Source organism: Mesorhizobium sp. 01N446 (genome assembly GCF_056399285.1).
Map to the genome: position 1 here is coordinate 40,235 of NZ_JBFTRA010000008.1, position 20,427 is coordinate 60,661.

Below are 20,427 nucleotides of genomic sequence, written 5' to 3' on the forward strand. Positions count from 1 at the left end.
CTGCGACACAGCGAGACCAGGAAACAGGCAAAGGAACGAGAACGATGAAAAAGGCACTGCTGCTGGGCACCACGGGGGTCGCTGTAGTCCTTGCCATGCTGGCTTTCGGTTTCGTGGCCGGCAGCCCACAGATTGCCAAGGCCGGCACGACGCAGCCTGTCCAGACGGCGGCCGATACCAAGATCGACCGCGCCGAGGTCGAAGGGATCATCCGCGACTATCTCCTGAAGAACCCGGAAGTGCTGCTCGAGGTGCAGGACGCGCTCGAGGCCAAGCAGAAGGAAGAGCAGCGCATCGCCGCGCTCGGCGTCATCAAGGACGCCAAGGACCAGATCTTCAACTCCGCCTTCGACGGCGTCGTCGGCAATCCGAACGGCAAGGTGACGATCGTCGAGTTCTACGACTACAATTGCGGCTTCTGCAAACGCGCCATCGAGGACATGCGGGCGCTGACCAAATCCGACCCCGATCTGCGCTTCGTGCTCAAGGAATTCCCGATCCTCGGCCCGGATTCGCAGAAAGCCAGCGTCGTTTCGATGGCGTTCCACCTGATGATGCCGGAAAAATATGGCGAGTTCCACAATGCGCTGCTCGGCGGCCAGGGACGCGCCACCGAGGCGGCCGCGATCAAGATCGCGCTTTCGCTCGGCGCCGACGAGGCGACGCTGCGCGAGAAGATGAAGGATGCTTCGATCCCCGAGGCCTTCTCCAAGACCTACGATCTTGCCAACAAGCTGGCGATCACCGGAACGCCGTCCTACGTCGTCGGCAACGAGGTCGTGTTCGGGGCTCTCGGGCAGGAGGTGTTGGCGGAAAAGATCAAGGCGGTGAAAGCCGCGCTTTGAACGGCCCGGGGTTTTCTTCACGGGCGCATTTCGGCCTGTTGTGGACAGTGAAAGAACGCACTTGCGCTCTTTTCGCGGACGACTATGCCCGGTATAGAGGCCCAGCGCGCCGGTTTGATACCGGCGCCGGAAAAGGTCGGGTTTTTTGAAAACGGTTTTCGTCCTGAACGGTCCCAATCTCAACGCGCTCGGCAAGCGCGAGCCGGGCATCTATGGCGGCAAGACGCTTGCCGCGATCGCCGACGACTGCAAGCAGTTGGGCACCGCGCTCGGGCTCGAGATCGATTTCCGCCAGTCGAACCATGAGGGTGACCTTGTCGACTGGATCCAGGAGGCCGGCGACAAGGCTGCCGGCATCGTCATCAATCCAGGCGCCTACAGCCACACCTCGATCGCCATTCACGACGCTATCCGTTCGGTCGCGCCGCTGCCGGTCGCCGAAGTTCACCTTTCCAACATCCATGCGCGGGAATCATTCCGCCACGTCTCCATGGTCGCGCCGGTCGCTGTCGGCATGATCTGTGGCTTTGGGCCGCTCGGCTACACGCTGGCGCTACAGGCGCTGGCCGCACGCCTATGACCGGCCAACAAACAGAAGGCTCGAAAATGTCGATAAAGAAGACCGGTGTTGACCAGCAACTGATCCGCGATCTGGCGGGTATACTGAACGACACCAACCTGACCGAGATCGAGGTTGAACTGGGCGACCTGAAGGTGCGCGTGTCGCGGCAGGCCCCTGCCGTCCACGCCATCGCGGCACCTCAGCCCAGCTATGCGCCGGCAGCAGCCCAGCCCGCGGTCGCGGCCGCCCCGGCTACGGTCGACGTGTCGAAGAACGCGGTGGCCTCGCCAATGGTCGGCACCGCCTATCTGGCGCCATCGCCCGACGCCAAGCCGTTCATCGAGATCGGCCAGAAGGTCAAGGAAGGCCAGACGCTGCTGATCATCGAGGCGATGAAGACGATGAACCAGATCCCCTCGCCCCGCGCCGGCACGGTCACGGCGATCCTGTTCGAGGATGCGACGCCGGTCGAATACGGCATGCCGCTCGTCGTGATCGAGTAGAGCGGGCCGGATGTTCCAGAAGATCCTCATCGCCAATCGCGGCGAAATCGCGCTTCGGGTGCTGCGCGCCTGCAAGGAACTCGGCATCCAGACGGTGGTGGTGCATTCGACCGCCGACGCCGACGCCATGCATGTGCGGCTTGCCGACGAGAGCGTCTGCATTGGACCGCCGCCATCGCGCGACAGCTATCTCAACATCCATCAGATCGTCGCGGCCTGCGAGATCACCGGCGCCGACGCCGTGCATCCGGGCTATGGCTTCCTGTCGGAGAACGCCAAGTTCGCCGACATACTGGCCGCGCACAACATCACCTTCATCGGCCCGACCGGCGACCATATCCGCGTCATGGGCGACAAGATCGAGGCCAAGCGCACCGCAAAGCGCCTCGGCATTCCGGTGGTACCCGGTTCCGACGGCGCGGTGACCGACGAGAAGGAAGCCAAGCGCATTGCCGCCGAGATCGGCTATCCCGTGATCATCAAGGCCTCGGCCGGCGGCGGCGGGCGCGGCATGAAGGTTGCCCTTACCGAGGCGGACCTTGAGATCGCCTTGCAGACGGCGCGGTCGGAAGCAGGTGCTGCGTTCGGCGACGACGCCGTCTATATCGAAAAATACCTGCAGAAGCCGCGCCATATCGAGGTACAGGTGTTCGGTGACGGTTTCGGCCGCGGCGTGCATTTCGGTGAGCGCGACTGTTCGCTGCAACGGCGCCACCAGAAAGTCTGGGAAGAGGCCAATTCGCCGGCGCTCAATGCCGAGGAGCGGTCCCGCATCGGCGGCATCTGCGCCAAGGCCATCGCCGATCTCGGCTATTCCGGCGCCGGCACGATCGAGTTCCTCTACGAGAATGGCGAGTTCTATTTCATCGAAATGAACACGCGCCTGCAGGTCGAGCATCCGGTGACGGAAGCGATCACCGGCATAGATCTTGTCCACGAGCAGATCCGCGTCGCTTCCGGCGGCGGACTTTCGGTCAAGCAGGAAGACATCAAGTTCAATGGCCACGCCATCGAATGCCGCATCAACGCCGAGGATCCGCGCACCTTCACCCCCTCGCCCGGCACCATCACGCATTTCCACACGCCAGGCGGTCTCGGCATACGCGTCGATTCCGGCGTCTATTCCGGCTACAAGATCCCGCCCTACTACGACAGCCTGATCGGCAAGCTGATCGTGCATGGGCGCAACCGCGTCGAATGCATGATGCGGCTACGCCGGGCGCTGGATGAATTCGTCGTCGACGGCATCAAGACGACGTTGCCGCTGTTTCGCGATCTGGTCGGCAATGCCGACATCGCCAATGGCGACTATGACATCCACTGGCTGGAAAAATACCTGGCCAAGGAAGAATAGTCCGGGGACGCGATGACCCGTCCTTACGCGCCCGGCTATCGCATCCCCACCGACCTTCTGCTCAAGGCCTACGCTTCGGGCGTCTTCCCGATGGCCGAAAGCGCCAGCGACCCAGAGGTGTTCTGGGTGCGGCCGGAGACGCGCGGCATCATACCGCTCGACGGATTCCACACGCCCAAAAGCCTGAAGAAAGCGATCCGCAAAGGCCCGTTCGACATCCGCTTCGATTTCGATTTCGAGGCGACGATCGACGGTTGTGCGGAAAAGCGCGAGGAGCGGCGCTCGACCTGGATCAACGCGCCGATCCGCGAGGCTTATGTCCAGTTGCACCGCATGGGCCACTGCCATTCGGTCGAGGCATGGCGCGGGGACCAGTTGGTCGGCGGCCTTTATGGCGTGTCGCTCGGACGGGTGTTCTTCGGCGAAAGCATGTTTTCCAAGGAGACGGATGCGTCGAAGGTCTGCCTGGTGCATCTGGTCGAACGCTTGAAGGCGCGCGGCTTCGCCCTGCTTGATACGCAATTCACCACCGAGCACCTCAAACGCTTCGGCGCGGTCGACGTCCCGCGCGGCAAGTACGAGAAGATGCTGGCCGAGGCGCTGAAGGGCGAGGCGATCTTTTTTCCGTAGGGATCGAGCCCTACTTCCCGGCCGCAGCCTCGATTGGCGTCTGCGAGTGGAACATCATCTTCCAGCCGTTGACGCGATGGACATAGCCGGTGCTGACCAGCGCCGCGTAAGGGTCGCCATTTTCCCGCGTCGCATGCGCCTCGTAGGTCAGCATGACGATGTCGCTGCCGGGTTCGATAATCCCTTTGAGTTCGATATTGAGATCGCGCCAGCGGTTGGGCTTGGTCGCGGTCTTGGCTAGGTCGGCATTGTCCATCGCCTTCGCCATTTGTGGAAAGGCCACCAGGCATTCCGTGTCGGCATTGGCCGCATAGTAAGCAGCATCGCCGGTCCAGAACCCTTTTTCGAGTTCCAGCAGTTCTTTCTTGCTGGCCGTGATTCGCTTGCTGTCCGACATCGAACTATCCTCCGGGGCGCATCGATGCGCATTCGTCCGTGGTCCAACGCATGGTGGCCACGACGGTTCCGAAGGGATCAGTTGGTAGTATCCGGTTCCGTGGGGTCGGACTGTTCCACATCCGGGGTAGCCGCAGGCTTGGCGGCGGCCGGCTTCGAAGCGTCGGCCTTGGTCGCGTCAGCCTTGCTGGCATCGGGCGCCGGTACATCCGACTTCTGCTTGCATTCCTTCAGCCAGACGTCATAGACGGCATGCTCGACGGCGTTGAGACCCGGGCTTTCGGCGAACATCCAGCCGGTGAAGATGCGGCGGATCTTGCGGTCGAGCGTGATCTCGTCGACCTCTACGAAGGAATCGGTCTTCGGTTCCTCGTTCTGAGGCCGGGAATAACAGACGCGCGGCGTCACCTGCAAAGCGCCGAACTGCACCGTCTCGTCGATATAGACATCAAAGGTGACGATGCGGCCGGTGATCTTGTCGATGCCGGCGAACTCGGCAACCGGGTTGGCGATGCGATCAGATCCTGCGGACGCTGCCGGCGCCGGTGCGGCGGGGGCCGCCGGTGCGGGCGACGCCGCAAAGGCCGCGGTGCTGACGGCGAGGCCGGCGGCTAGCGTCAGACCGCCCGTCGATATCCGATTGAAAAAGCTCATATAGGGGTACCGGTGGTTCGCGCCCGGGTGATTCCGTCGATCGCCAAGGCTAGTCGCCGTTTTCTGATCAGCAAGCAGCTAAACACCAATTGTGGCGATAAAGGACCGGCCTGCGCTTCGTGCTGTGACAAGTCGCGGCGGCATTGCAAGCCGTGGCCGTTACGACCCGGGCGTCCAGGCGTCGTAGTCACCCGTGACCTGCGGGCGATGCTGGTTGGTCAGCACCGAGCCCTTCGGGCGGTAGGCCGCCGGCGTGCCGGTCAGATTGGGCTGATGCGGCTTCTGCCAGTCGCGCGGCTTGTAATCGTCACTGGGCGGCGCGAGATCGACGCGGTGATGGATCCAGCCGTGCCAGCCGGGCGGAATGGCCGACGCCTCCGAATAGTTGCGGTAGATGACCCAGCGGCGCGTGCGGCCTTCCGAATCGATACCGCCTTCGTAGTAGACATTGCCGACTTCGTCCTGGCCGACCCGCTTGCCGTACCGCCAGGTGTGCAGGCGTGTTCCCAGCGTCTGGCTGTTCCACCAGGTGAAAAACTGCGTCAGGAAAGTCTTCATCTCAGGACCCTTTGCGCTGGCAGCGCCTGTTTCCTGCTTATGGCGTCAGGCCTTCGGGAAGGCAAGGGTTTTGCCACAGGCAGCGCGCAAATGGCGCGCCTGGGCGCCGACACAAGCCTGTGATCCCCGGAGGCGGCAGGATGCGCGCTTGCCAAGCCTTTGCGCTCTTTCTAAAGCTCAGCGCGCCCATGCGGATCCAAACCGCCCGTGGGCCGAGGGAGGTGACGATTGGCCACGAAACTGCCGACCGCCGACATTCGCATCGGCGCGGAGTTGATTCGCCGCCGCAAGGGCGGCATCCCGTTGGTCTGCCTGACCGCCTACACCTATCCCGTCGCCCGCCTGCTCGACCCGCATGTAGACCTGCTTCTGGTCGGCGACAGCGTCGCCATGGTCCTGCATGGCCATGCTACAACGCTCGGCGCCTCGCTCGAGATGATGATCGCGCATGGGCAAGCCGTGATGCGGGGCTCGGCCAAGGCCTGTGTCGTCGTCGACATGCCAGCCGGCAGCTACGAGGATTCGGCGGAGCAGGCCGTGGCCTCGGCGCAGCGCATCGTCGACGAGACCGGCTGCCAGGCGGTGAAGCTTGAAGGCGGCGTCGAAATGGCCGCGCAGATCGCGGCAATCGTGGCCGCCGGCATTCCGGTCATGGGTCATATCGGCCTGCTGCCGCAATCGGTGGAAAAGGACGGCGGCTACAAGATCAAGGGCCGCACGGACGAGACTATCGCGGCGCTGATGGCCGACGCGCTCGCCGTCGAAGAGGCCGGCGCGTTTTCCGTGGTCATCGAAGGCACAATCGAGGCGGTCGCCGCCGACATCACCCGCCGCATTGCCATTCCAACCATCGGCATCGGCGCCAGCGGCGATTGCGATGGCCAGATCCTGGTCATCGACGACATGGTCGGACTGACCGTCGATCGCGTGCCGAAATTCGTCAAGGAATATGCCGACCTGCGCCGCGTGATCGCGAACGCCGCCGAGCGCTACGCAGCGGAGGTGCGGGACCGGACTTTTCCTGGCCCTGCCCATGTTTTTTCGGGCTCATCAAAGGCCTTTTCGAACGCAAATGGCGAGGACGAGTCATGAGCCGGCCTGACGTCGTCGACAGCGTTGCCGCACTTCGCGCCAGGGTCCGGGACTGGCGGCGCGAAGGCCTGCGCGTCGCCATGGTGCCAACCATGGGCGCACTGCATGAGGGGCATCTCTCCCTGATCAGGATCGCCAGGGAGAAAGCCGAGCGCTGCGTGGTGTCGATCTTCGTCAACCCGACGCAGTTCGCACCGAGCGAGGATCTCGACAAGTACCCGCGCCAGCTCGCCCGCGACCTGGACCTGCTGGCGACGGTCAAGGCCGATCTTGCCTTCACGCCGACGGTCGGCGCGATGTATCCCGCCGGCTTTGCCACCAGGATCTCGGTCGGCGGCCCGTCCGCCGGGCTCGAATCGGACTTCCGCCCCACTTTCTTCGAAGGCGTCGCCACCGTGGTGGCCAAGCTCTTTCTTCAGACAACGCCTGACTGTGCGGTCTTCGGCGAGAAGGATTACCAGCAGCTTTGTGTCGTCAGGCAGCTCTGCCGCGACCTCGACCTGCCCGTCGAAATCATCGGCGCCCCGACCATACGCGACGCGCATGGTCTGGCCATGTCATCCCGCAACGCCTATCTCGATGAGGCTGAACTCGCGGTCGCTCGCCAGCTCAACGTGGTCCTGCACAAGTCGGCGGCGGCACTGGCGTCCGGCACACGTCAAGGTGACGCAACCGGCGAAGCCAGCCGCGCGCTCATCGCCGCCGGCTTCCAGAAGGTCGACTATGTCGAGGCCCGCGAGAGCCTGACCCTGGCGCCCTGGCGCCGCGACCGCGCCGGCCGCATTCTCGCCGCGGCCTGGCTTGGCAAGACGCGGCTGATCGACAATGTTGACGTTCCCGTTGCCTGAGCGGATTGGGCTACACTGCGCTTTGTGCCCTGGCGGGTCGGAACCCATCCACGCGCCTACTCCTCCGTCGGCATATGGAGATACATCGACTGGATGCCGACCCGGCCCGGGCCGGTGAAGCGGTTGACGATGAAGTTCATGTTGGCGCCGAAGAAGCCGCTCGACAGGCGGTCGATCTTGGTTTCCATCCTGACCGAGGCATCCTTGAACAGCCAGCCGCCGGGCTCGATGTCGATGGTCTCGCCGGCGGCAAGCGTCTTTTCGAAGACATTGCCGTAGCCGTGCAGCCAGACGATGCCGTCGCCGCCATCGCCGCGAAAACGGTCGATGAAGAAGCCGCTCTGGCCGAACAGCATCGTCGCCAGGCCGCGTACACGCTCGAATGTGTAGTCGACATTGCCGGTGGCGGCGAGAAACTGGTGTTCGCGCACCTGGATTTCCTCGCCACGCCTGAGATGGATCGGCACGATGTGGCCGGGTCCATCACGGCTGAAAGCGATGATGCCCGCTCCCGACGCCTCGGTGACGAAGATCTGCATGCCGGCCATCATGCGCTTCAGCGCGCCTTTCAGCGATTTCAGGCCGATGGTGATGGTCGAGTTCTTCCACAACAGGATGTGGTGCTCGAAATAGACAGGCATTTGCGTCACATCGACCGAAAGCACGGGGACCAGTTCGCCCGCTATGTGATAGGTGACCCCGCCAAAGGTTTCGTCCGACACCTGTGTCGGCATCAGTTCCGGCAAGCTTGGCATGGTTCCCCCCAGCGCTGCGCAGCGTGCCGATCCATTCCGGCTTCCGCGCGGTCAGCACCGGCAGCTTTGGTGCGGGACCCTCAGGCCGTCAAACGAAAACGGGCGTATGGTGCGCCGCTCGCGCGAAGGTGATCAAGAGAGGTCGGCAAGAGGCCGGCGGTAGACCAATGTCGCCTCGCCAGAGGCAGCCGCGTGCTCGCCGGCATCGCCGGATCGCACGAAGCCGTTCGCCTCGTAGAAGGCGATGGCGCGGGTGTTTTGCGCCTCCACTTCCAGACGGATGGCGCGGGCTTCAGGAAAACTCTCGATGATCTCGTCGAGCAACATGCCGCCAATGCCCCGGCCCTGCAGGTCCGGAAGCACGTAGAGCTGCCTCAGGACAACCAGCTTGCCGCCATCGACGCTTTCGGCAAAGGCCACGCCGCCAATGCGCTTGCCGTCATCGGCAACGAGGAAGTCGCTGTTCGGCTTGATCAGCCGCGCCTTCAGCGAGGCGATCGAATGCCATTCATCGGTGATTTCGGTGACCTTGGCGGCACCGTATATGGCGTCATACGTCGCATGCCAGGTTTCGACCAGCACTGCTCGAATTGCATCAAGGTCACGTTCGCCGGCGGTGCGGACGAACATGGCCTTACTCGATACCGAGCTTGGCCTTGACTAGGTCGTTGACCGCTTGCGGATTGGCCTTGCCGCCGGTCGCCTTCATCACCTGGCCGACGAACCAGCCGGCCATGGTCGGCTTGGCGCGCGCCTGGTCGACCTTGTCCGGATTGGCCGCGATCACCTCGTCGACCGCCTTCTCGATGGCGCCGGTGTCGGTGACCTGCTTCATGCCACGGCTTTCGACCAGCGCACGCGGATCGCCGCCTTCGTTCCAGACGATCTCGAACAGGTCCTTGGCGATCTTGCCGGAGATGGTGCCGTCCTTGATCAGGTCGATGACCGCGCCGAGCTGATCGGGCGAAACCGGAGCATTTTCAATATCCTTGCCCACCTTGTTCAGCTGGCCGAGCAGATCGTTGATGACCCAGTTGGCGGCGAGCTTGCCGTCACGTCCGGCAGCCACCTTCTCGAAATAGTCGGCGACCGACTTTTCCGAGACCAGGATCGAAGCGTCGTAGGTCGACAGACCCAGCGAGGATATGAGCCGCGCCTTCTTGTCGTCGGGCAGTTCCGGCAGCCCTTTGGCCAAGGCATCGACATAGGCCTGGTCGAATTCCAGCGGCAGCAGATCGGGATCGGGGAAATAGCGGTAGTCGTGCGCTTCTTCCTTCGAGCGCATCGAGCGCGTCTCGCCCTTGACGGCATCATACAGCCGCGTTTCCTGATCGATCTTGCCGCCGTCCTCCAAGATGGCGATCTGGCGGCGCGCCTCATAGTCGATGGCCTGGCCGATGAAGCGGATCGAGTTCATGTTCTTGATCTCGCAGCGTGTGCCGAACTCGCCACCGGGCCGGCGTACCGAAACGTTGACGTCCGCGCGCAGCGAGCCTTCATCCATGTTGCCGTCGCAGGTGCCGAGATAGCGCATTATGGTGCGCAGCTTGGTGACATAGGCCTTGGCCTCATCGCCGGAACGCAGGTCAGGCTTGGAAACGATCTCCATGAGCGCCACGCCGGAGCGGTTGAGGTCGACATAGGACATGGTCGGATGCTGGTCGTGCATCGACTTGCCGGCATCCTGCTCCAGATGCAGCCGCTCGATGCCGACCTCGATATCCTCGAACTCGCCCTGTCTGTCCGGTCCAACCGAAACGATCACCGTGCCCTCACCGACGATCGGCTGCTTGAACTGGGAGATCTGGTAGCCCTGCGGCAGGTCGGGATAGAAATAATTCTTCCGGTCGAAGACGGATTTGTGGTTGATCTGCGCCTTCAGGCCGAGGCCGGTGCGGATCGCCTGCTTGACGCATTCCTCGTTGATGACAGGCAGCATGCCCGGCATTGCCGCATCGACCAGGCTGACATTGGCGTTGGGGGCCGCGCCGAAAGCGGTCGAGGCGCCGGAAAACAGTTTTGCTTCCGAGATGACCTGCGCGTGCACTTCGAGGCCGATGATGATTTCCCAGTCGCCGGTGGCGCCGGAGATCAGGCGTTTAGCGTCGGGCGTGCGGGTATCGATCAGGGACATGGGGGCCTACATATTGGAACTGCTGAATATGCGTGAACGCATATTTTGGTGTGCAACTTCGCTAGTGCAAACCGCCAAAAGAGACAAGCGCAAAGCCGCGGGCTGGCCTTTTCAGCCGCTTTCGCGTATAGGACGCCCATCCCAATGGAGAGTGGATGTCCACTTACGCTCAGTCCCGGTAAGGCCCTGACCTCGTAGCGAGGCAGGGCGACAAAACCTGAAACTCCGTGCCGCGAAGCTTCGCGGCGGCGGCATTTTTCGTTTTCCCGGAAACTCTCCAAATGGACATTTCGCGCACTGAACAGCGCATCCTGCACCTGCTTGCGCAGGGCGGACGCATTGAAATCGAAAAGAACCAGAAGAAACGGATCGCCTCCGTCAAATGCCTGACCCGCGACGGCTGGCATTATCCGGGCGTCGATCTCGACCTGTTTCGAAAGCTGAAACGCAAGAAGGCGGTTTCGTCGTCGGGCGGCGGTCCCTACCGCATCACCAGGCGCGGGCTCGAACTCGTCCGCTCCGAACTCGACAACCGGTAGACTACGGTTCCGCCGGTCGGGTTTCCGGCCGGCGGTTCCTTTCACCGCTCAGGCGGTGGCGATGTAGGCCCTGATCTCGTCGGCTTCGCGCTCGACATCCTCGATGCGGCGCTTGACCACGTCGCCGATGGACACGATGCCATCGAGCAGGCCGTCCTTTTCCACCGGCAGATGGCGGAAACGGCCCCTGGTCATAATCTCCATCACCTCGTTGACGGTGTGGTTCTCGTTGCAGATCTTTACCTTCGGCGTCATTGCCGAACGCACGGCGATATCGAGCGCGGCGGCACCTTCCTTGGCGACAACCCGCACGATGTCGCGTTCCGACAGTATGCCGACAATCTTGCGATCGCCATTGGTGATGACCAGCGCGCCGATCTTGTGTTCGGCCAGGATGCGGATGGCTTCGCTGAGCTTTTCGTTCGGCCCGAGCGTCAGCACGTCGTGGCCTTTTCTTTCCAGAATTGCCTTAACCGTCATGGCGTCCTCCTCTGCTTCGCCTGCCGGTCCCCTGCCCAGACCGGCCTTCACGTATGAGTGAACATCGTGCGCCGTGATGGGTTGCATTTCAAGTGTGGTCGGCGGTCTCCCATTCGGCCGGCTGCCATCGCCGATCGAACCAGCGCAGGCCGAAGAAGCCGGCGACGAAGCCGCCAATATGGGCCTCCCAGGCGATCTGGCCGTCTACTCCAGGCGCAAAGCCGAGCAGGCCGGTGGCGAGGTTGATGATCATCCACACGGCAAGGAAGATCACGACGCCGCGCATGCGCAAGACAATCGCGATCGGCAGCACGGGGCCGGCGAAGGCCGCCTTGCCGGCTGAACGGTCGGTGCGGAAACCGAAGCGCGCCGCGGCACCCATCATGCCCGATATGGCGCCGGAGGCGCCGACCAGCGGCGCTTCACCATAGGGGTGCATGGCCCAGAAGAGCGCCACGGAAGCCAGTCCGGTAGCGGCGAAGAACAGAGCGAACCAGAGCCCGCCGAGACGATTGGCCAGCGGCGAACCAAAGGCGGCGAGCCACACCATGTTGATGGCGATATGGGCAAAGCCGCCGTGCATGAAGGCATAGGTGAAGGGCCGCGTGAACAGGAACCAGTCGAAGCCGTATTGCCCGGTATAGAGGACGGGAATGAAGGCCCCATCGTAGAGCAGCGTCATCTGCTGCGCATCATCAAGCACATATTGCTGCAGCAGGAAGACGGCCGCGCAAATGCCGATCACCGCCAACACGATCGGCGGCAGGTTGAACACCGGTTCGCGCGGCGGCGGCGTGCTTTCGGCCGGTTCGGTCTCGGTTGGATGTTGCGGTTCGCTCATCTGCAATCGCACTCGGTGCTGGTTCGATCTGGGCTCGTTCGATCTGGCGAGCATCTAGATCACCGCCATTGGAACCGCAAAGGGCGAATCGCCCCAGTGCGAATCAAAAAAGACGCGAATCAAAAAAAAGCCGTCCAAGGTCTCCCTTGAACGGCCGGTCGAGCCCCCTTGCTCCCCTAAAACTCTTGACTGAAGTGCTGCCGATCGTCGCGAAACGACCGCTTCTGGAGTGGTTTTGGTGTGCCACAGGGCCTGGTCGAGCGCAACGTAAACCACTTGTTAACCTTAACGTCCCCGACCCGTGAACAAGTGTTAACGACGCTGGCACGCTTCCTGCTCCGCAACGCATGTAGGTCATCGGAGGGCGCCCTTCTGTTCACCGATGGGACATCAGACGACAGAATGCGCGGAGCAGCATACCATGAACCAAAACGGATCGATCACGCTGTTCCATTATTGGAACCGCCTGCGTGACGGACGCCCTGCTCCGAAGCGATCGGAAGTCGAGCCGGCCGATATCAAGTCGCTTTTGGCCGACACGTTCATCCTGGAACGGGACACACGCGGGCAACCCGTCTTCCGCCTGGCCGGCACCAGGCTCTGCGCCTGTTATGGCCGCGAACTCAAGGGGTTCTCCTTCCCGTCGCTGTGGCGTGAGAAGGATCAGCGTCTGGTCTCGAGGCTGATTCACGGGGTTTTCGACCAGAAATCGGTGGTGCTGATCAACTTCGAGGGTTTCAGCCGCAACGGCCGCTCCAACAAGTTCGAATTGCTTGCCTTGCCGCTCGACGGCGGCATCGAAAACCCGCGCTGCCTCGGTGTGATCAGCGCCGCCGAGAAGCCGTTCTGGCTGGGCGCAGACCCGATCACGGATGCAATGATCGATTCAATCCGTGTCATCGATCCGGAAAAAGAGCTGCTCAACAACCGTCCGGCGATCGACGTTCCCTCGCTTGTTCCAGCCGAACTCGAGGCGCCCGACACGATCTCGGCGCTTGGCCGGGCGCGCCGCATCCGCCATCTCGTCGTCTTCGACGGCGGGCGCGAGGAATAGTTGATGATCGCACGGTCTTGCAGGCCCGTTTTTCCCCTTTGTTAACCCGCTTTGTTGTACTTCTGGCATGAAGTCCCTCGCATTGACGCGCGGGAATGCCAAACGGGGTGTAGGCAGTCATGAGGTCAGCGGCGGTCGACTACGCGCCGTCCCAAGCTGAAAGGCGTAACTTTCAGCGCGTCCGGGTCAAGATATACGGACGATTCATGCTGGAAGACCGCACCGAACATCCCTGCCAGGTTGTCGACATGTCGCCCGGCAATGTCGCGTTCCGCACCGATCGCATCGGCATGCCCGGTGAAAAGGTGATCGCCTATATCGACCATATCGGCCGCATCGAAGGCGTCGTCACGCGCACGCTGCAGGACGGCTTCGCCATGACGGTGATTGCGTCCGACCGCAAGAAGGACAAGCTGGCGGCGCAGCTGACCTGGCTTGCCAACAAGCATGAGCTCGACCTGCCGGAAGACCGCCGCCACGAGCGCGTCGCGCCGCGCAACCCGACCAGCGTGCTGCAGCTCACCGACGGCCGCCAATACCAGTGCCGTATCATCGACCTGTCGCTGTCCGGCGCCGCGATCGAGATCGACGTCAAGCCGGCGATCGGCGTCCAGGTCATGCTCGGCACGATGCGCGGGCAGATCGTCCGCCATTTCGAGGATGGCGTCGCCATCGAATTCGCCGTCATCCAGCGCCCCGAAACGCTTGATTCCGAATTCAACACGCCACGAGCCTGACCGGATCCGACGGACACTGCAACCAAACCGGCCCTGCGTGGCCGGTTTTTTGTTTCCGGACGACGCTGCTCTCCGCAAGTGGCCGGTTCGCTTCCGACACGTCGAGGCCGCCCTTCGTGGCGATCGGCATAAGGGCTCGCGCCCCGGTGCCAGCCCTGCGCAATGCAAACAATTCAATACTCAAATGATTCAAATTTTATGTTTATTCTACTGGCGTTTTACTTAAAGTCTGCTTCGCGCTTTTGCGTCAAATAAATCCAGCCGTGGCAATGTCTCCTTCGAACGGGGAGACTAGAAAATGAAAAAAACGAGGGGCAGGCTGTTGCTGATGGCAATGGCGATGCAGCTTTCCGCTTGGGGATCAGCATATGCCGCGGGACCGGCCTATATGCACACTGGCGGCCGTACCACACAGCCTGTTGGCCATTATGAATTCTGCCAGCGCATCCCTGGCGAATGCAACGAGAAGACGCCCAAGGGCGCGCCGGTCGACCTCAGCCGCAAGCTCTGGGCGACGATCGTCAACATCAACAATTCGGTCAACACCCGCGTCAAGCCGCGCACCGACATGGAAAACTACGGTGTCGAGGAATACTGGGCCTATCCCGACAATGGCTACGGCGATTGCGAAGACTACGCGCTGGAGAAGCGCCGCGAACTGATGGACGCGGGCGTGCCGGCGGGTGATCTCCTGATGACGGTCGCGCGCCAGCCGAATGGCGACGGCCACGCCGTGCTGACCGTGCGCACCAGCCTGGGCGAGTTCATTCTCGACAATCTGGAGACCAAGGTGCTGTCCTGGACGGACACCGACTACACCTATCTCAAGCGCCAGTCGACGGAGAATTCCGGCGTTTGGGTGACGATCAACGACGGTCGTTCCGACGCGGTCGCCAGCGTCCGCTAGGACGCCAATGCATGTCGCCCACAGGGGCAGTGCGGCATGCATGGAACAGAGGTTAAGCGCGTTGCATCGACGCTGCGCGCTTGATGAGAAACCCGGTCGAGTCCCCACCCTCCCCGTCCCCAACGACCGGGTCTAAGGAGCCGGCCCTGTCCCCGGGCCGGCTCCGCCATTTCTGGCGGAAGCTTGAGATCCAATCAGGATTGGGTAGCCGCATGTGACTATCCAGCGCCTCCTTTCCATGGACACAGGATCGAGGCACTATCGGCCGTTGGTTCGTCCTCTGGATCACCGCGATGCTGGAAATCCCGGAAGATCGATGCGAGCGCCATCGTCTGTTCAAGGCGATCGACGATGCCTTCAAGGGTGGCGATTTTGAGGGCCTCGGCGTAGCTTTGGGCGGTTCGCCCGGCTGGTTCGACGAGCGCATGCCGTTCGAACTCGGCCTCGGGCATCCACTGGAATATGCGATCTATTGGAGCCCCGTCCGCTTCATCTCGACTTTGCTGGATGCAGGCTCGGATCCGAATTACGGGGATCACGGTGGATTTCCGGCAATCATTGCGGCGCTGTCCACCGACCGGGCCGACAGGCTGGAAATCGTCCGAATATTGATCGACGGTGGCGCCGATCCCAATATGCGGGGCGTGAACGACTGGACGCCGCTTCACTATTCGGTGGTCATTCGTAGCGCCGAGGCGATCCGCCTGCTTTTGGCGGCAGGCGCCGATCCGACGCTCGCAACCCGCATCGATGAGTATACGACAGCCTTCGAGGAAGCGAACATTGCCGGCTTTGAGGCCGGCGCTTCATTGCTGCAAGATGCAATGGCCAAGCGCGGCTCCAATAGATAATGGCCCGGCTCGCTATGAGACCGCCGGCGACCGGGATCGACCGAAACCGGCCTTAGACCTTCTTCAACCCCGCCTTGAAGCGCTTGCCATTGGCGACGTAGTGCGCGGCCGAGCCGCGCAGCCGGGCGATGGCCGCGTCGTCCAGCACCCTGATCGCCTTGGCCGGCGTGCCGACGATCAGTGAATTGTCCGGAAATTCCTTGCCTTCGGTGACCAGCGCGCCGGCGCCGACCAGCGAATTCTTGCCGATCCTGGCGCCGTTCAGCACGATGGCGCCCATGCCGATCAGACTGTTGTCGCCAATGGTGCAGCCATGCAGCATGGCCCGGTGACCGATCGTGCAGCCTTCGCCGATGGTCAGCGGAAAGCCAGGATCGGTGTGCATGACCGTGTGTTCCTGCACATTGGTGTCGGCGCCGACAATGATCGGCTCATTGTCTCCGCGAATGACGACGCCGAACCAGAAACCGGCATTGCGGCCGACCCTGATATCGCCGATCAGCGTCGCATCGGGCGCAATCCAGTTTGTGTCAGCATCCGCGAAGCTGGGCTGCGTTCCGTCGATCGCATAGAGCGGCATTGTCGGCCTCCGAATCGTCTCAGATGCCGGACCCTAGGAGACCGATCGCCCATGAGGCAATGGCAAGCACGACGATGCCCAGAGCCAGGGACCAGGCGATCGCCGTGCAGCCGCATGACAGGAGCGCGATCGTCGAAATGCGGTTCTCGCGGCGGGCATCGAGGGCATCGTTGACCAGCATGAACGGCCCTGCGCCAGCGGTGGCCGCCAGCGAGCGCAGCACATGCGCGGGCGACACGTAGGGCTCGGCGAAGGCGACCTTGCGGCCCGACACAAGCTCCATTGTCGAACCCGTCAGCCCGCACACCGTCAGCCCGACGACAAAAGCAAACAGGAAGAGTTCCATCTGAGCCATCTTAACCTTGCATTTACCATGAAATCGCACAGTCGTTCCAGGAAGGCTGCAAGAGCCGTGCCGCGCGATGTGTGCCGCCGAGGGACACCGGAATGGCGGTTGGGATGAGGACCGAGATGAAGCAGGCAGCGATCGCCGACGGCCCTGAACTCACCGTGGTCGATTCTACACTGATGAAGCGGGTGTTCTATGCCTTCGCCGCACTTGCCTTGCTGTCGGTCGCGATCAGCCTTGGCGGCAAATGGTTCGGCCATGCCATCGCGATGGCCGGGTATACCGACGGCACGACGGTGCGCCGGGTGGTGATCGGCAACAATGTGATTTCCGTGCCGGCCAATTTCATCCGTTTCGACCAGGCCCGGCGCGACGGCATCGCCTCACGTCTCGACCTCTATCTGCGCTATCCCCAGATGGACGGTTACAGCGAGGCGGCCCGCGACGATTTCAATCACTCGGAAGCCAACAAGAAAATCATCTTCCTGTCTTTCGAACAGCAGATGATGTCTCGCGACATGAGCGGCCGGTTCGTGCCGATCTACAGCGCGCTGATCGTCCAGCCCGGCATTCCGGGACCGGGCGGCACGACAATCTACGGCTTCAACGAGAAATCAGGCTATCTGAACGAGGTGCTGGTGGTCGGCAAGCGCCAGGGAACGGATCCCTTCGTCGCCCGCTGCCTGAGCGGGCCTAGTGCCGGTCAATCGCTGGCGCCTTGCGAACGGGACATCCATGTCGGCGACGATCTCAGCCTCACCTACCGTTTTCCCAAGGAATTCCTTGGCGACTGGCAGGCACTCGACGCGGCGATAACCGCAGAGGCCGGGCGAATGCTGAAGACCGGACATTGAGGGACAATGGCAGGCCGCGCCTGGCGCGGCCTGCCATTTGATGCGGGCTCAGCCCAGATCGATGTCGAGGATCGCCATCGAGAAATTGTAGTCGCCGTCGTCCTCATCCTTGAAGACGATGCCGAGGAATTCGTCGCCGACATAGACTTCGGCGGAATCTTCCTTGCGCGGCCGTGCCTTGACCTCAAGCTTGGGATTCTGGAAGACGCGCTTGAAATAGGCGTCCAGCTTTCTGATTTCGTCCGGCTTCAACAGTCTTCTCCGATCATCGGGCTTGCTGGTTTGAAGGGCGCTTCTGGCACGTCGACAATGGCGATGTAAAGGCAAGCCGGCCGTATTGCACCGGAAGCGGCGGCGCCGCCGGGCAAAATCGCCATCGCGCGGGACGGCGCGCCGGCGCTGAAATCAGATGTCGAAACTGATCACATGGTCCATCTTCTGTGACGGCAGAAGCTGGTCCATCTGGCGCGAAGGCTGGTCGCAGCCGGTCTCGCCGACCACGCGGGCCGGCACACCGGCAACCGTCTTGTTGTGCGGCACGGGCGACAGCACCACCGATCCGGCGGCGACCTTGGAGCAATGGCCGATCTCGATGTTGCCGAGAATCTTGGCGCCGGCGCCAATCAGCACGCCACGGCGGATCTTGGGATGACGGTCGCCACCGGCTTTGCCGGTGCCGCCCAGCGTCACGCCGTGCAGGATCGACACATCGTCCTCGATGACCGCGGTCTCGCCGACGACGAGGCCCGTGGCATGATCGATGAAGATGCCCTTGCCGATGCGCGCGGCCGGGTTGATGTCGGTCTGGAAGACCGAGGACGAGCGGCTCTGCAGATAGAGCGCAAAATCCTTGCGGCCCTGGTTCCACAGCCAATGCGCCAGCCTATGGGTCTGGATGGCATGAAAGCCTTTGAAGTAGAGCACCGGCATGATGAAACGGTCGCAAGCGGGGTCGCGGTCGTAATAGGCCTGGATGTCGACACGCACGGTGGTCGGCCATTCCTTGTCGTCAGCCAGCATGGTCTTGAAGGTCTGGCGGATGAGATCGGAGCCGATATCCTGATGGGCAAGCCGCTCGGCGATCCGGTGGATGACCGCTTCTTCCAGGCTCTCCTGGTTGAGGATCGTCGAATAGAGGAAGGCGGCGAGCAGCGGATCGCGGTTGACCGCGTCCATCGCTTCGTCGCGGATCGAACGCCAGATCGGGTCGACCGGCTGCAACGCGGTGTGGCGGGAAATGCTGATGCTGTTCATCGACGTCTCGTCCTGCGTCCTGCTGGCTTGCCTGGTCCGGCGGCACATATAAGCCAGTTCATAGCACGATTGAACTCAATTTTCCTTAGTGCTGTGTCAAATGGATTTGGTTCGCAGGAATTCAAGCAGGCATGGAAAACGAACCCTTGATCGCCGGGCCGCCGGAAGCGGCCTTTCGTTCCTGGCTGCCGGAAAGGTGCAGAACGATCTGATGGCGGGCTCAAAGGCAGCGCGGCGCCGATGACACCGCGCTGTGATGGACCTCATTTCAAGTCGGCAGCTGCGTGCCGGCCTGTTCGGCCACCATGTATTCGGCATACCAATCCGGCCAGTTCACGTCATACTGTCCGCCGGTCCGTTTCTCGTGTTCGCCATGTGCCGCCGCCGCACGGCGCAGGGCCGCGGCAAGCTCGCCCGACGACGTGAATATCGTGTCGCTGGCATCCACGCGTCCCGGCAGTCGCTGGGTGATTTCCTGCAGTATGAAGCTGTTGCCGTCCGGATCGGCGAAGGTGACATAGGATGAATAGCTGCGCCCTTCCGGATGCCGGCCGCTGATCGCCGGCTGCCCGGGCCCCGCACGGTGGAACACCTCGCTCGCCTCGACGCCGCGCGCCACGAGTTCGGCATGCGCCGCCACGATATCGGACACCACGAGATAAAGTCCCTTCGCCGAGCCTGGCGCGGCTGATGTCAGGCCCTTGCCGAAATGGATCGAGCACGGCGAACCCGGAGGCGTGAACTGCACGACCCGAAATGCATCGCCGACAACGAAATCCGCGTCGAGCCGCCAACCGAGGCCACTGAAAAAACGCTTGGACCGGTCGGCATCCGCAACGGCGATGATGACGGCCTCCAGCTTCATGTCGATCGTTCCCGGTCTCGGAGCCTCGCTGCTGGGTGTATTGGTCATGTCAGCCTCCTGGCTTTGAAATGTCTGGGACCGGAAACATTCCTCAGAGCCCGGAGCCATGCAAGGTTCAAAGTGATTGGTTCTTTGACTCCAAGGGGCCGAGATCGGTTAACTGGACGGATGATGGAAATGAATGAGCAGCCCTTGATCGACGAATCGCTGAAGCAGGAACTCTCGGCACTCTATCGGGCCGAAGACCGCCACTATCACAACCTTGCCCATATCGAAGCGATGCTGGGGTTGGCCGGCGACTATCGAGCGCTGCTCGGCGACCCCGAAGCCGTCGACGCGGCGATCTGGTTCCACGACGCCATCTACGACAGCAAGACCAAGGACAATGAGGCCAGAAGTGCCGCGCTTGCCGAGAAAAGGCTCGCGGGCCGCACCGATGCCGGGCGCCTGGACCGCATCGGCGCGATGATCCTCGCCACCGCCACGCACCAGTTGCCCCGGTTCGACGACGACGCGGCCACACGCGACGCCAGCCTCTTCCTCGACATGGACCTGTCGATCCTGGGCGCCGAGCCGGATGCATTCGACGCCTATGAACACGCGGTTCGCCGCGAATATGACTGGGTGGAGGAGCCGATGTGGCGTGCCGGGCGAGGTGCCGTGCTGAAGGACTTCCTTGCCCGCACCCGCATTTTCCACACCGAGGAATTCCGCCAGCGTTTCGAGCCGCAGGCCAGACTGAACATGGCGCGCTCGCTGGAGGCCCTGCAAAGACCCTCGTGAAT

27 protein-coding genes are annotated in these 20,427 nt (G+C 62.4%); 14 read left to right on the forward strand and 13 right to left on the reverse strand.

The genetic code is table 11. The features are described from left to right. The first annotated feature begins 44 nt into the window (after positions 1–44). The 5 genes from AC1DPX_RS25840 to aat all read left to right on the forward strand — a co-directional run bounded on the left by AC1DPX_RS25840 (position 45) and on the right by aat (position 3,894). Positions 45–845: a DsbA family protein gene (locus tag AC1DPX_RS25840; RefSeq protein ID WP_477240133.1), complete on the forward strand. Its 801-nt coding sequence runs from the start codon at positions 45–47 to the stop codon at positions 843–845. A 145-nt stretch (positions 846–990) separates the two neighbouring features. Next, entirely contained in the window at positions 991–1,425 is a 435-nt protein-coding gene (aroQ, locus tag AC1DPX_RS25845) for a type II 3-dehydroquinate dehydratase (protein WP_095770278.1), read from the forward strand. 26 nt (positions 1,426–1,451) lie between these two features. Continuing rightward, positions 1,452–1,910 (forward strand): acetyl-CoA carboxylase biotin carboxyl carrier protein, encoded by a 459-nt coding sequence (gene accB / locus AC1DPX_RS25850; protein WP_199642604.1) that lies wholly within the window; start codon positions 1,452–1,454, stop codon positions 1,908–1,910. 10 nt (positions 1,911–1,920) lie between these two features. Further along, entirely contained in the window at positions 1,921–3,264 is a 1,344-nt protein-coding gene (gene accC, locus AC1DPX_RS25855) for an acetyl-CoA carboxylase biotin carboxylase subunit (RefSeq protein WP_202354566.1), read from the forward strand. Positions 3,265–3,276: 12 nt separating this feature from the next. Then, positions 3,277–3,894, forward strand: coding sequence for a leucyl/phenylalanyl-tRNA--protein transferase (gene aat, locus AC1DPX_RS25860; protein ID WP_202354567.1), 618 nt, complete (start codon positions 3,277–3,279; stop codon positions 3,892–3,894). Positions 3,895–3,904: 10 nt separating this feature from the next. On the opposite strand, the gene AC1DPX_RS25865 is transcribed toward aat, so the two are convergent. The 3 genes from AC1DPX_RS25865 to AC1DPX_RS25875 form a co-directional block, all read right to left on the reverse strand. Continuing rightward, entirely contained in the window at positions 3,905–4,291 is a 387-nt protein-coding gene (locus AC1DPX_RS25865; protein ID WP_202354568.1) for a hypothetical protein, read from the reverse strand. A gap of 77 nt (positions 4,292–4,368) precedes the next feature. Then, positions 4,369–4,944: a DUF2155 domain-containing protein gene (locus tag AC1DPX_RS25870; protein ID WP_477240135.1), complete on the reverse strand. Its 576-nt coding sequence runs from the start codon at positions 4,942–4,944 to the stop codon at positions 4,369–4,371. A gap of 159 nt (positions 4,945–5,103) precedes the next feature. Next, positions 5,104–5,502 carry an NADH:ubiquinone oxidoreductase subunit NDUFA12 gene (locus AC1DPX_RS25875; protein WP_202354570.1) on the reverse strand — a complete coding sequence of 133 codons (399 nt, stop codon included), beginning with the start codon at positions 5,500–5,502 and terminating at the stop codon, positions 5,104–5,106. 228 nt (positions 5,503–5,730) lie between these two features. Between AC1DPX_RS25875 and panB the strand changes: the two genes are divergently transcribed. Beyond that, positions 5,731–6,594 carry a 3-methyl-2-oxobutanoate hydroxymethyltransferase gene (gene panB, locus AC1DPX_RS25880; RefSeq protein WP_477240137.1) on the forward strand — a complete coding sequence of 288 codons (864 nt, stop codon included), beginning with the start codon at positions 5,731–5,733 and terminating at the stop codon, positions 6,592–6,594. Beyond that, complete coding sequence (gene panC / locus AC1DPX_RS25885; RefSeq protein WP_477240139.1) at positions 6,591–7,442, forward strand: pantoate--beta-alanine ligase; 852 nt, start codon at positions 6,591–6,593, stop codon at positions 7,440–7,442. The genes panB and panC overlap by 4 nt, the downstream gene beginning before the upstream one ends. A gap of 56 nt (positions 7,443–7,498) precedes the next feature. On the opposite strand, the gene AC1DPX_RS25890 is transcribed toward panC, so the two are convergent. From AC1DPX_RS25890 to gatB, 3 genes are all read right to left on the reverse strand, one after another. Beyond that, positions 7,499–8,197, reverse strand: coding sequence for an AIM24 family protein (locus AC1DPX_RS25890; RefSeq protein WP_019857892.1), 699 nt, complete (start codon positions 8,195–8,197; stop codon positions 7,499–7,501). Between the two features lie 132 nt (positions 8,198–8,329). Next, a complete protein-coding gene (locus AC1DPX_RS25895) occupies positions 8,330–8,827 on the reverse strand; it encodes a GNAT family N-acetyltransferase (RefSeq protein WP_202354573.1) in 498 nt (165 codons plus the stop codon). A gap of 4 nt (positions 8,828–8,831) precedes the next feature. Then, positions 8,832–10,331 carry an Asp-tRNA(Asn)/Glu-tRNA(Gln) amidotransferase subunit GatB gene (gene gatB / locus AC1DPX_RS25900; RefSeq protein ID WP_477240141.1) on the reverse strand — a complete coding sequence of 500 codons (1,500 nt, stop codon included), beginning with the start codon at positions 10,329–10,331 and terminating at the stop codon, positions 8,832–8,834. A gap of 281 nt (positions 10,332–10,612) precedes the next feature. Here gatB and AC1DPX_RS25905 point away from each other — a divergent pair, with 281 nt between their 5' ends. After that, positions 10,613–10,870 carry a YjhX family toxin gene (locus AC1DPX_RS25905; RefSeq protein ID WP_013895772.1) on the forward strand — a complete coding sequence of 86 codons (258 nt, stop codon included), beginning with the start codon at positions 10,613–10,615 and terminating at the stop codon, positions 10,868–10,870. A gap of 48 nt (positions 10,871–10,918) precedes the next feature. Here AC1DPX_RS25905 and AC1DPX_RS25910 read toward each other — a convergent pair whose 3' ends face one another. After that, entirely contained in the window at positions 10,919–11,350 is a 432-nt protein-coding gene (locus tag AC1DPX_RS25910; RefSeq protein WP_202354575.1) for a CBS domain-containing protein, read from the reverse strand. Between the two features lie 88 nt (positions 11,351–11,438). Continuing rightward, positions 11,439–12,191, reverse strand: a complete 753-nt coding sequence (locus tag AC1DPX_RS25915; protein WP_202354576.1) for a rhomboid family intramembrane serine protease — start codon at positions 12,189–12,191, stop codon at positions 11,439–11,441. Positions 12,192–12,612: 421 nt separating this feature from the next. On the opposite strand from AC1DPX_RS25915, the gene AC1DPX_RS25920 reads away from it, so the two are divergent. The 4 genes from AC1DPX_RS25920 (at position 12,613) to AC1DPX_RS25935 (ending at position 15,740) form a co-directional block, all read left to right on the forward strand. After that, positions 12,613–13,245 (forward strand): PAS domain-containing protein, encoded by a 633-nt coding sequence (locus AC1DPX_RS25920; protein ID WP_202354577.1) that lies wholly within the window; start codon positions 12,613–12,615, stop codon positions 13,243–13,245. Positions 13,246–13,364: 119 nt separating this feature from the next. Further along, entirely contained in the window at positions 13,365–13,982 is a 618-nt protein-coding gene (locus tag AC1DPX_RS25925) for a PilZ domain-containing protein (RefSeq protein ID WP_010909193.1), read from the forward strand. Positions 13,983–14,280: 298 nt separating this feature from the next. Further along, positions 14,281–14,889: a transglutaminase-like cysteine peptidase gene (locus AC1DPX_RS25930; RefSeq protein WP_202354579.1), complete on the forward strand. Its 609-nt coding sequence runs from the start codon at positions 14,281–14,283 to the stop codon at positions 14,887–14,889. A gap of 293 nt (positions 14,890–15,182) precedes the next feature. After that, positions 15,183–15,740, forward strand: a complete 558-nt coding sequence (locus AC1DPX_RS25935; protein WP_477240143.1) for an ankyrin repeat domain-containing protein — start codon at positions 15,183–15,185, stop codon at positions 15,738–15,740. Positions 15,741–15,792: 52 nt separating this feature from the next. On the opposite strand, the gene AC1DPX_RS25940 is transcribed toward AC1DPX_RS25935, so the two are convergent. Together AC1DPX_RS25940 and AC1DPX_RS25945 are read right to left on the reverse strand one after the other, a co-directional pair. Continuing rightward, positions 15,793–16,320: a gamma carbonic anhydrase family protein gene (locus AC1DPX_RS25940; protein ID WP_477240145.1), complete on the reverse strand. Its 528-nt coding sequence runs from the start codon at positions 16,318–16,320 to the stop codon at positions 15,793–15,795. A 19-nt stretch (positions 16,321–16,339) separates the two neighbouring features. After that, entirely contained in the window at positions 16,340–16,666 is a 327-nt protein-coding gene (locus AC1DPX_RS25945; RefSeq protein WP_477240147.1) for a DUF6949 family protein, read from the reverse strand. 125 nt (positions 16,667–16,791) lie between these two features. Here AC1DPX_RS25945 and AC1DPX_RS25950 point away from each other — a divergent pair, with 125 nt between their 5' ends. Then, entirely contained in the window at positions 16,792–17,523 is a 732-nt protein-coding gene (locus AC1DPX_RS25950) for a hypothetical protein (protein ID WP_477240149.1), read from the forward strand. A 48-nt stretch (positions 17,524–17,571) separates the two neighbouring features. On the opposite strand, the gene AC1DPX_RS25955 is transcribed toward AC1DPX_RS25950, so the two are convergent. From AC1DPX_RS25955 to AC1DPX_RS25965, 3 genes are all read right to left on the reverse strand, one after another. Beyond that, positions 17,572–17,775 carry a DUF3126 family protein gene (locus AC1DPX_RS25955; protein WP_019857879.1) on the reverse strand — a complete coding sequence of 68 codons (204 nt, stop codon included), beginning with the start codon at positions 17,773–17,775 and terminating at the stop codon, positions 17,572–17,574. A gap of 153 nt (positions 17,776–17,928) precedes the next feature. Beyond that, complete coding sequence (gene cysE / locus AC1DPX_RS25960; protein WP_202354584.1) at positions 17,929–18,777, reverse strand: serine O-acetyltransferase; 849 nt, start codon at positions 18,775–18,777, stop codon at positions 17,929–17,931. Between the two features lie 268 nt (positions 18,778–19,045). Further along, a complete protein-coding gene (locus AC1DPX_RS25965; protein ID WP_477240151.1) occupies positions 19,046–19,690 on the reverse strand; it encodes a VOC family protein in 645 nt (214 codons plus the stop codon). Positions 19,691–19,819: 129 nt separating this feature from the next. Between AC1DPX_RS25965 and AC1DPX_RS25970 the strand changes: the two genes are divergently transcribed. Next, complete coding sequence (locus tag AC1DPX_RS25970) at positions 19,820–20,425, forward strand: HD domain-containing protein (protein WP_477240153.1); 606 nt, start codon at positions 19,820–19,822, stop codon at positions 20,423–20,425. Positions 20,426–20,427: the final 2 nt, after the last annotated feature.

What these genes read in the sequence shown, in the direction of transcription:
- AC1DPX_RS25930 (WP_202354579.1), top strand. Translation starts at nt 14,281, where the DNA reads ATGAAAAAAACGAGGGGCAGGCTGTTGCTGATGGCAATGGCGATGCAG.
- AC1DPX_RS25910 (WP_202354575.1), bottom strand. Translation starts at nt 11,350, where the DNA reads ATGACGGTTAAGGCAATTCTGGAAAGAAAAGGCCACGACGTGCTGACG.
- AC1DPX_RS25925 (WP_010909193.1), top strand. Translation starts at nt 13,365, where the DNA reads ATGAGGTCAGCGGCGGTCGACTACGCGCCGTCCCAAGCTGAAAGGCGT.
- accC (WP_202354566.1), top strand. Translation starts at nt 1,921, where the DNA reads ATGTTCCAGAAGATCCTCATCGCCAATCGCGGCGAAATCGCGCTTCGG.
- AC1DPX_RS25905 (WP_013895772.1), top strand. Translation starts at nt 10,613, where the DNA reads ATGGACATTTCGCGCACTGAACAGCGCATCCTGCACCTGCTTGCGCAG.
- AC1DPX_RS25895 (WP_202354573.1), bottom strand. Translation starts at nt 8,827, where the DNA reads ATGTTCGTCCGCACCGCCGGCGAACGTGACCTTGATGCAATTCGAGCA.
- AC1DPX_RS25950 (WP_477240149.1), top strand. Translation starts at nt 16,792, where the DNA reads ATGAAGCAGGCAGCGATCGCCGACGGCCCTGAACTCACCGTGGTCGAT.
- AC1DPX_RS25945 (WP_477240147.1), bottom strand. Translation starts at nt 16,666, where the DNA reads ATGGAACTCTTCCTGTTTGCTTTTGTCGTCGGGCTGACGGTGTGCGGG.
- AC1DPX_RS25890 (WP_019857892.1), bottom strand. Translation starts at nt 8,197, where the DNA reads ATGCCAAGCTTGCCGGAACTGATGCCGACACAGGTGTCGGACGAAACC.
- cysE (WP_202354584.1), bottom strand. Translation starts at nt 18,777, where the DNA reads ATGAACAGCATCAGCATTTCCCGCCACACCGCGTTGCAGCCGGTCGAC.
- AC1DPX_RS25865 (WP_202354568.1), bottom strand. Translation starts at nt 4,291, where the DNA reads ATGTCGGACAGCAAGCGAATCACGGCCAGCAAGAAAGAACTGCTGGAA.
- AC1DPX_RS25940 (WP_477240145.1), bottom strand. Translation starts at nt 16,320, where the DNA reads ATGCCGCTCTATGCGATCGACGGAACGCAGCCCAGCTTCGCGGATGCT.
- AC1DPX_RS25875 (WP_202354570.1), bottom strand. Translation starts at nt 5,502, where the DNA reads ATGAAGACTTTCCTGACGCAGTTTTTCACCTGGTGGAACAGCCAGACG.
- gatB (WP_477240141.1), bottom strand. Translation starts at nt 10,331, where the DNA reads ATGTCCCTGATCGATACCCGCACGCCCGACGCTAAACGCCTGATCTCC.
- AC1DPX_RS25935 (WP_477240143.1), top strand. Translation starts at nt 15,183, where the DNA reads ATGCTGGAAATCCCGGAAGATCGATGCGAGCGCCATCGTCTGTTCAAG.
- AC1DPX_RS25915 (WP_202354576.1), bottom strand. Translation starts at nt 12,191, where the DNA reads ATGAGCGAACCGCAACATCCAACCGAGACCGAACCGGCCGAAAGCACG.
- AC1DPX_RS25920 (WP_202354577.1), top strand. Translation starts at nt 12,613, where the DNA reads ATGAACCAAAACGGATCGATCACGCTGTTCCATTATTGGAACCGCCTG.
- AC1DPX_RS25870 (WP_477240135.1), bottom strand. Translation starts at nt 4,944, where the DNA reads ATGAGCTTTTTCAATCGGATATCGACGGGCGGTCTGACGCTAGCCGCC.
- AC1DPX_RS25965 (WP_477240151.1), bottom strand. Translation starts at nt 19,690, where the DNA reads ATGACCAATACACCCAGCAGCGAGGCTCCGAGACCGGGAACGATCGAC.
- aat (WP_202354567.1), top strand. Translation starts at nt 3,277, where the DNA reads ATGACCCGTCCTTACGCGCCCGGCTATCGCATCCCCACCGACCTTCTG.
- panC (WP_477240139.1), top strand. Translation starts at nt 6,591, where the DNA reads ATGAGCCGGCCTGACGTCGTCGACAGCGTTGCCGCACTTCGCGCCAGG.
- AC1DPX_RS25840 (WP_477240133.1), top strand. Translation starts at nt 45, where the DNA reads ATGAAAAAGGCACTGCTGCTGGGCACCACGGGGGTCGCTGTAGTCCTT.
- accB (WP_199642604.1), top strand. Translation starts at nt 1,452, where the DNA reads ATGTCGATAAAGAAGACCGGTGTTGACCAGCAACTGATCCGCGATCTG.
- AC1DPX_RS25970 (WP_477240153.1), top strand. Translation starts at nt 19,820, where the DNA reads ATGAATGAGCAGCCCTTGATCGACGAATCGCTGAAGCAGGAACTCTCG.